Here is a 7,113-nt window from a genome sequence, read left to right on the forward strand (position 1 = left end):
TACAATGTCTGTATATCCATATCTCAACTAAATGATGCTGCTGCATGTATGTTCATCATTAAACTTATTCTAAAGGAGTTACACAATGCAACGTAAAAAGTGGTTTCGAATTGTGATCTATCTCATGCTGATTGCCATGGTAGGATCAACGCTTCTGGTTATCCTGGAGCCTTTGTTCCTTCGCTAACGCCAATACGCTACGCTAGGCAGCGAAGTTATGACAGCCAGTGAGCCTCATATGGAAATACCCGGGTGAAGTAAGGCACGATCTCCCGGGCTACTTCCTCTACCTCGAACTTCCGCCCCGTGCAATCCTCCAGTGAAGTGACGCCGAATTCCTGAATGCCGCATGGAATAATGCCCGAGAATCCCGCATCCGCGATCCCGGATTTAATGTTAAACGCAAAGCCGTGGCTTGTCACAAACCCGCGATGCTGGCGGCATTTGTTGAATTTCACGCCGATGGCGCAGATCTTCGAATCGCCTACCCATACACCGGTGTACTCGGGTTTTCGGCCTGCTTCGATGTCGTAGGATGCCAAGTAATCGATGATGACCTGCTCCACGTCGCGCAGAAACCCGTGGAGGTTCAAATTCTTGCCGCCATCCAGCAGCAACAGCGGATACCCGACAAGCTGTCCGGGACCATGATATGTAATATCTCCGCCGCGATCGATTTCAAACAGGCCGATGCCCTGTTTCTCCAATTCCTCTTTGCTTAGCAGCAGGTGCTCCGGATGCCGCTGCGACCCCATCGTATAGGTCGGAGGATGTTGGAGGAGCATCAGACTCTCGTGACGCTCTCCCTGATCGATGGCGGAAACATAGTTTTTTTGAAGCTCCCAAGCCATGCCGTAATCCACAATCGGCGTATACGATACATCTAACGGTTTGTTCATGTGCTAACGCCTTCTTTCATAGGGTTCAAAGCCAACCGATGAATCCCCTTCGATTGACTTGATATGAATAACGTCTGCGAACTTCTTCGAAAAGAAACAGTCCGCAGATCATGCTAGCAGACGTTGATTAATAGAGCTTCGTATCCAGGGTGTAGCCTTCCAGATTGTCTTTGACGCGCTGGAGGAATCGCCCGCAGATCACCCCGTCCAAAATCCGATGATCCAGGGACAAACACAGGTTTGCCATGGAGCGAACCGCGATCATGTCATTGATGACCACCGGCTTTTTCACGATGGATTCAAATGTCAGAATCGCAGCCTGCGGATAATTGATGATCGGATAGGACAGTATCGAGCCGAAGGACCCCGTATTGTTAACCGTAAAGGTACCGCCCTGCATATCGTCCAGCTTCAGCTTGCCTTCACGTGTCTTGCGCGCTAGATCCTCGATCTCTCTCGCAAGGCCCGCAATATTCTTTTGATCGGCACGATGGATGACCGGCGTCAGCACGGAATCCTCCGTTCCGACGGCCAAGGACAGATTGATATCGCGCTTCACCACGATTTTATCCACGGCCCAGAACGAATTCATGATCGGATAATCTTTAATGGCGTTCACTACGGCTTTTAGCAAAAAGGCCAGATAGGTTAAATTAACCCCTTCCTTGCGCTTGAACTCATCCTTCAATTGATTGCGCAGCAGCACGATGTTGGTCACGTCGACTTCGATCATCGTCCAGGCATGCGGTATTTCCGTAACGCTTTGACGCATGTTTCGGGCAATGGCATTCCGCATCGGCGTTACATCAATGAAGTATTCCGATCTTCCGCCTTCCATGCCCTCCACTTCAATGGTCGGAATTTTCGGCGATTCCGTCAAATGCAGCCCCGAATGGCGCACATCCGGAATGGCTGTGCCCAGAGGAGGCGACGGTTCCGCAGGCGTCTGATGCTGCAGACCTTGAAACGGCGAAGTCCCGCTCGGCTGCACTGCTTCTCTTTGCGCTTGCGTGCTAGAGAAAGACGCCGATCCGGCAGGAGCGCCTTGGCCTTGGCCTTGGGCTGCCCCCCCTTTTTCGATATAAGCCAATACGTCCTTACGGGTTATTCTTCCGCCCATGCCAGATCCCTGCACCTTCGAAAGATCGATCTGATGTTCCGCAGCCAGCGTCTGCACGGCAGGCGAGTAACGGAAACGCATCGAGCCTTCCTCGCTGCCTGCACCCTGCTGCGGACTCGCCGAAGCTGCTGCAGCCGGCTGTGGCGAAGGCGCAGTCCCTTCTCCTGAAGCGACCGCGATCCGGCAAATAATATCGCCAACATTGACGGTTTGGCCTTCCTGGGCAAGAATATCGCCCATGACGCCGTCCAGGGTGGATGGAATCTCGGCATTGACTTTATCGGTGATCACTTCACAGATCGGTTCGTATTGCTCAATGAAATCCCCGGGCTTCTTCAGCCACTTGGCAATGGTCGCCGAAACAAGGGATTCTGCCAGCTGAGGCATCGTAACATCGGTCAATTTCTGATTTTCGGACATGCTCACAACTCCCTGTTCTTAATAAAGCGCCAATTGACGCATGGATTCTTTGACTTTGTCCTTGTTAAGCATAAAGAATTTCTCCATCGGCGGACTGATTGGCATAGCCGGCACGTCAGGACCGCATAGGCGCATGATCGGAGCATCCAAATCGTACAAGCAGTGCTCCGCTATGATCGCGGATACTTCCCCGCCAACGCCGCCGGTCTTGTTATCCTCGTGCACGATCAGCACTTTCCCCGTTGCCCGGGCTGCGGCGATAATCGCGTCCCGGTCCAGCGGCTGTATGGTACGCAGGTCCAGCACATGCGCGCTGATGCCTTCTTCCTTCTCAAACTCTTCAGCAGCCTGCATGACGAAATGCAGCGGCAGGCTGTAGCTGATCACCGTAATATCCGAGCCTTCGCGCAGCAGGTTCGCTTTACCGATCGGGACAACGTAATCGTCGTCCGGCACATCGCCGGTAATCAGCTTATAGCATTTCTTGTTCTCGAAGAACAGAACCGGATCCGGGTCGCGGATCGCCGCTTTCAGCAGCCCTTTTGCATCATAGGCCGAGTACGGCGCAACGATTTTCAATCCCGGCGTTCCGAAGAACACCGATTCCGGGCACTGGGAATGATACAAGCCTCCGAATATTCCGCCTCCGATCGGCGCGCGGATCACGACGGGGCAGCTCCAATCGTTATTGGAACGATAGCGGATTTTCGCCGCTTCGCTAATAATCTGGTTGGTTGCCGGGAACATGAAGTCCGAATATTGCATCTCGGCAATCGGCTTCATGCCGTACATGGCTGCACCAATAGCCACGCCGGCAATCGCGGATTCCGCGAGCGGGGTATCGAGCACCCTCATTTCGCCGAATTGATCCATCAAGCCCTTGGTGGTAGTAAACACGCCGCCTTTGACGCCCACGTCCTCGCCTAACACGAATACGGAGTCGTCACGCTCCATTTCTTCCTTCATGGCCAGGCGTATTGCATCGATATATTCCATTACCGCCATCTCTTACGCGCCTCCTTCAGCATCGGCATATACGTGAAGAAGCGTATCTTCAGGCTTCGGAAACGGAGCCAAGTCTGCAGATTCCGTCGCTTCTTTGATCTCCAGGTTTAACTGCGCGATCAAATCCTGATCGCGTGCTTCGTCCCAGAGCCCGCAGTCGATCAAATAGTTCTTGAAACGGGCGACGCCGTCTTTCTTCCAGTTCTCTTCAACCTCTTCTTTAGTCCGGTACGCCAAATCGTTATCCGATGTGGAATGTGGAGACAAACGGTACATCATGGATTCGATCAACGTTGGTCCTTCCCCTCGGATCGCACGTTCCCGGGCTTCCTTCACGGCCGCGTAAACTTCCAGAGCGTCGTTGCCGTCCACTCGAACACCCGGAAAACCGTACCCGAGCGCGCGGTCGCTGACCTTACCGCTAATCTGTTTATGAAGCGGAACCGAAATAGCATATTGGTTATTCTCGCACATGATAATGACGGGGAGCTTGTGAACGCCGGCAAAGTTGCAGCCTTCATGAAAATCGCCCTGATTGCTCGAGCCTTCGCCAAACGTAACAAACGATACAAAATCCTTCTTCTGCATCTTCGCAGCAAGCGCGAAACCTACGGCATGCGGAACCTGGGTCGTTACAGGGCTGGAGCCGGTCACGATCCGCAGGCGTTTACTGCCGAAGTGGCCCGGCATCTGCCGACCGCCGCTGTTCGGATCCTCGGCCTTGGCAAAAGCCGACAGCATTAATTCGCGAGGCGTCATGCCAACCGCCAATACGAATCCGTAGTCGCGGTAATAAGGTAGAAAATAATCTTTCTCCCGGTCGAGGGCAAAGGCAGCAGCAACCTGACATGCCTCCTGCCCGATTCCGGAAACGTGAAAATTAATTTTGCCCGCACGCTGCAGCAGCAGATTGCGCTCATCGAATTTTCGCGCCAGCACCATATATTTGTACATGTCCAGCACTTGTCCGTCGGTCAGTCCAAGCTGCTCATGCCTATTGTTGTTTGCCGTAACCGTTTCATGTTCTTTCATGGAGATCCCTCCTTTATGTGAGCCATGACTTCAGGCTTGATCCGCCTCGCAACCTGAGTTTGAGGCATATTAGATCAAGTATTAAAACCTGGTACTAAGACTTGGCTTAATGATATTATAATCCCTTTCTCGGCAAAAAGAAATGAGGGATTCCACAAAAGAATATCCTCATTCCTACAAACCGATCGCTCGTCCATCCACGGCAAGCATCGCTTCGCCGATGATTTCGGATAATGACGGATGGGCGTGGACCGCCGTGCCGACTTCCCATGGGGTCGCATCCAGCACTTGTGCAAGAGCCGCTTCGCCAATGAGCTCGGTTACGTGCGGACCGATCATATGCACGCCCAGAATATCCTGCGTCTTCTGATCGGCAATGACTTTTACGAACCCTTCCTTTGTTCCGTGGATCAAAGATTTGCCGATCGCCGAAAACGGGAATCTGCCGATCTTGATCTCATGTCCGCGTTCTTTCGCCTGCTTCTCCGTCAACCCGACGCTGGCTACCTCATGACGGGTGTAAATACAGCGCGGGATCCATTCGCTGCGGTAGACCTCCGTATTCTCGCCTGCCAGATGGTTCACGGCAGCAATCCCTTCATGGCTGGCCGCATGCGCAAGCTGAAGTCCCCCGATGCAATCGCCGATCGCGTAAATATGGGGCTCCGTTGTTTGCATATTCCCGTTCACGGCAATGATGCCGTTCTCCACGCGAACATCCGTATTCTCAAGTCCGATATTCTCGGTATTGCCCACTCTTCCGACAGAGAGCAGCAGCTTGTCCGCTGACAACGTTCTTGTGTCATCCTTATGCTCGATTGCGATGGACACGCTTTGATTCCCGATCTCACAGCTGTCGGTTAATAGCTTTATGTTCGTGATAACCTCTACGCCCCTGGCGCTGAGCATCTTCGACAGCTCGCGTCCGATCTCCTCATCCTCCGAAGGCAGCAAATGGGATGAAGCTTCCACAATCGTGACCTGAACTCCGAAATCATTCAGCATCGAAGCCCATTCCACCCCGATTACGCCGCCCCCCACGATAATAATGGATGAGGGAAGCTCATCCAGCTGAAGCGCATGGTCGCTAGTCAATATATGTATGCCGTCAGGCTCTAATCCCGGTAAATGACGCGGACGCGATCCGGTCGCAATGATCAGGTGGGTGGGAACCACGGTTTCCATCTCGCCATCCGGAAGCTCAACCGCTACGGCCCCGCTGCGCGGAGAGAAAATGGACGGGCCGATAACTCTCCCTTTTCCCTGCACAACGGTGATTTTATTTTTACGCATCAAATATTGGACGCCCTGGTGCAGCTTCTCCACAATGCCGTCCTTCCGTTTCTGCACTTTGTTAAACGATAGACGGACTCCCTCCGTCTCGATTCCATAGCTCTCGCTATCCTTCATTTCCGCATAAAGCTCGGCGCTTCGAAGCAATGCTTTGCTCGGAATGCACCCGCGATGCAAGCAGGTCCCTCCCAATTTGTCCTGCTCGATGATAACCACATGTTTACCGAGCTGGGCTGCACGGATGGCTGCAACATATCCACCGGTACCTCCGCCAAGAATTGCTACATCACATGTTATAGCCACAAACGGCACCTCCATCATAAGTCCAGTTATACACTTTCATTGTACTCTCTTTTTTTCGGATTACAAAATCGTCATCCATAATCGAAATAGACATCCCCTTATGAAAAAGGTATGATAAACGGTAGTTTAATACATCAGTCGCAGGAAGGAATCTTCTATGAAAATGTTAATTTCCCGCTTTATTGCCATCTTGATTTTGGTTATTCCGGGTTTTATGGCAATGAAGGGTTTCTTGATGATGAAGGATGCGGTTTTTCTATATATTGCCGTGCATGGGGACGACAACGTGGCGAACCCCGCTTTCGGTTGGCTTTCTTTTCTTGGCGGACTGGCCCTGTTCGTCATCGGCATCGGTTTCCTAGGCGGCTGGATTCTGTTCCGCGACCGCAAACGGAATTACGTCGGTCCGAGATTCAAAAAGAAGCGCCCGGCAACAAAATCAGGAACCCCGTCCAAAAGCTGATTCACCCATACAAAACAAACACCGGGGAGCGCTCCCCGGTGTTTGTTTGTTTTGGCCCAAGTTGTTATTCCATGAGGGCGTCCTTCAATTTACTCGACATCCTTGTTTCTTTGGAGGCCGCTTTTAAGGCGGTTCTCCGCAGATTGACATTCTGTCTCGTTAAAGCTTCGATTTCTTCATACATCGCATGGATTAACGTCAGGGCATCCGGAGGTAAACCTCCCTTGGATTCCGCCTCCTGTATACGCTCTTTCCATGCTTCCATCTTGTCGCTCATGCTGATCTTCCTTTCAGGGCAATTCCCTATTTTCCGTCTTCAACCCCATGCTTCTTACGCCTGTATCATTAACGAACCTTCAAATCGGCGGACAATTCGGCAATCAATTTCGGCATCCAGTCGTGCAGATCCCAAAATTTAAATCCGGCGGCTGCCGCTTTGGCATGATCCATCGTCCAATCTCCCGGAATGCCGAACGGAGACATGTGATCCGGTGCCGCCGATGACTGGAGCGGTGCCGTCCTTCCGATTTCCTGCTGGATCAAGCCCATCATTTCCCGTACCGAAATCGTGCCGCTCG

At 52.3% G+C, this 7,113-nt stretch carries 8 protein-coding genes and 1 pseudogene; 2 read left to right on the top strand and 7 right to left on the bottom strand.

Going from position 1 to position 7,113, the window contains the following annotated elements:
• The first annotated feature begins 85 nt into the window (after positions 1-85).
• Positions 86-187 carry a stressosome-associated protein Prli42 gene (prli42, locus tag HMPREF9412_RS32290; protein WP_015734477.1) on the top strand — a complete coding sequence of 34 codons (102 nt, stop codon included), beginning with the start codon at positions 86-88 and terminating at the stop codon, positions 185-187.
• 28 nt (positions 188-215) lie between these two features.
• Here prli42 and lipB read toward each other — a convergent pair whose 3' ends face one another.
• The 5 genes from lipB to lpdA form a co-directional block, all read right to left on the bottom strand.
• Complete coding sequence (gene lipB / locus HMPREF9412_RS28065; protein WP_009595264.1) at positions 216-899, bottom strand: lipoyl(octanoyl) transferase LipB; 684 nt, start codon at positions 897-899, stop codon at positions 216-218.
• A 127-nt stretch (positions 900-1,026) separates the two neighbouring features.
• Positions 1,027-2,439 (bottom strand): dihydrolipoamide acetyltransferase family protein, encoded by a 1,413-nt coding sequence (locus HMPREF9412_RS28070; protein WP_009595115.1) that lies wholly within the window; start codon positions 2,437-2,439, stop codon positions 1,027-1,029.
• A gap of 18 nt (positions 2,440-2,457) precedes the next feature.
• Positions 2,458-3,444, bottom strand: coding sequence for an alpha-ketoacid dehydrogenase subunit beta (locus tag HMPREF9412_RS28075; RefSeq protein ID WP_009595139.1), 987 nt, complete (start codon positions 3,442-3,444; stop codon positions 2,458-2,460).
• Positions 3,445-3,447: 3 nt separating this feature from the next.
• Positions 3,448-4,476, bottom strand: a complete 1,029-nt coding sequence (locus HMPREF9412_RS28080) for a thiamine pyrophosphate-dependent dehydrogenase E1 component subunit alpha (RefSeq protein ID WP_009595196.1) — start codon at positions 4,474-4,476, stop codon at positions 3,448-3,450.
• Between the two features lie 174 nt (positions 4,477-4,650).
• Positions 4,651-6,072, bottom strand: a complete 1,422-nt coding sequence (lpdA, locus tag HMPREF9412_RS28085) for a dihydrolipoyl dehydrogenase (protein ID WP_009595111.1) — start codon at positions 6,070-6,072, stop codon at positions 4,651-4,653.
• Positions 6,073-6,229: 157 nt separating this feature from the next.
• Between lpdA and HMPREF9412_RS28090 the strand changes: the two genes are divergently transcribed.
• A complete protein-coding gene (locus tag HMPREF9412_RS28090) occupies positions 6,230-6,535 on the top strand; it encodes a DUF2627 domain-containing protein (protein WP_009595214.1) in 306 nt (101 codons plus the stop codon).
• 64 nt (positions 6,536-6,599) lie between these two features.
• Here HMPREF9412_RS28090 and HMPREF9412_RS28095 read toward each other — a convergent pair whose 3' ends face one another.
• On the bottom strand, positions 6,600-6,812 hold the full coding sequence (locus HMPREF9412_RS28095; protein ID WP_009595096.1) for a hypothetical protein: 213 nt from the start codon (positions 6,810-6,812) through the stop codon (positions 6,600-6,602).
• Positions 6,813-6,880: 68 nt separating this feature from the next.
• Positions 6,881-7,113, bottom strand: a pseudogene (locus tag HMPREF9412_RS33490) (NAD-dependent dehydratase); the annotation flags it as partial.

This window comes from Paenibacillus sp. HGF5, from assembly GCF_000204455.1.
GTDB lineage: Bacteria > Bacillota > Bacilli > Paenibacillales > Paenibacillaceae > Paenibacillus_AQ > Paenibacillus_AQ lautus_A.

Coding starts and splice junctions, on each gene's coding strand:
- HMPREF9412_RS28070 (WP_009595115.1), bottom strand. CDS start 2,439: ATGTCCGAAAATCAGAAATTGACCGATGTTACGATGCCTCAGCTGGCA.
- HMPREF9412_RS28090 (WP_009595214.1), top strand. CDS start 6,230: ATGAAAATGTTAATTTCCCGCTTTATTGCCATCTTGATTTTGGTTATT.
- lipB (WP_009595264.1), bottom strand. CDS start 899: ATGAACAAACCGTTAGATGTATCGTATACGCCGATTGTGGATTACGGC.
- HMPREF9412_RS28080 (WP_009595196.1), bottom strand. CDS start 4,476: ATGAAAGAACATGAAACGGTTACGGCAAACAACAATAGGCATGAGCAG.
- prli42 (WP_015734477.1), top strand. CDS start 86: ATGCAACGTAAAAAGTGGTTTCGAATTGTGATCTATCTCATGCTGATT.
- HMPREF9412_RS28095 (WP_009595096.1), bottom strand. CDS start 6,812: ATGAGCGACAAGATGGAAGCATGGAAAGAGCGTATACAGGAGGCGGAA.
- HMPREF9412_RS28075 (WP_009595139.1), bottom strand. CDS start 3,444: ATGGCGGTAATGGAATATATCGATGCAATACGCCTGGCCATGAAGGAA.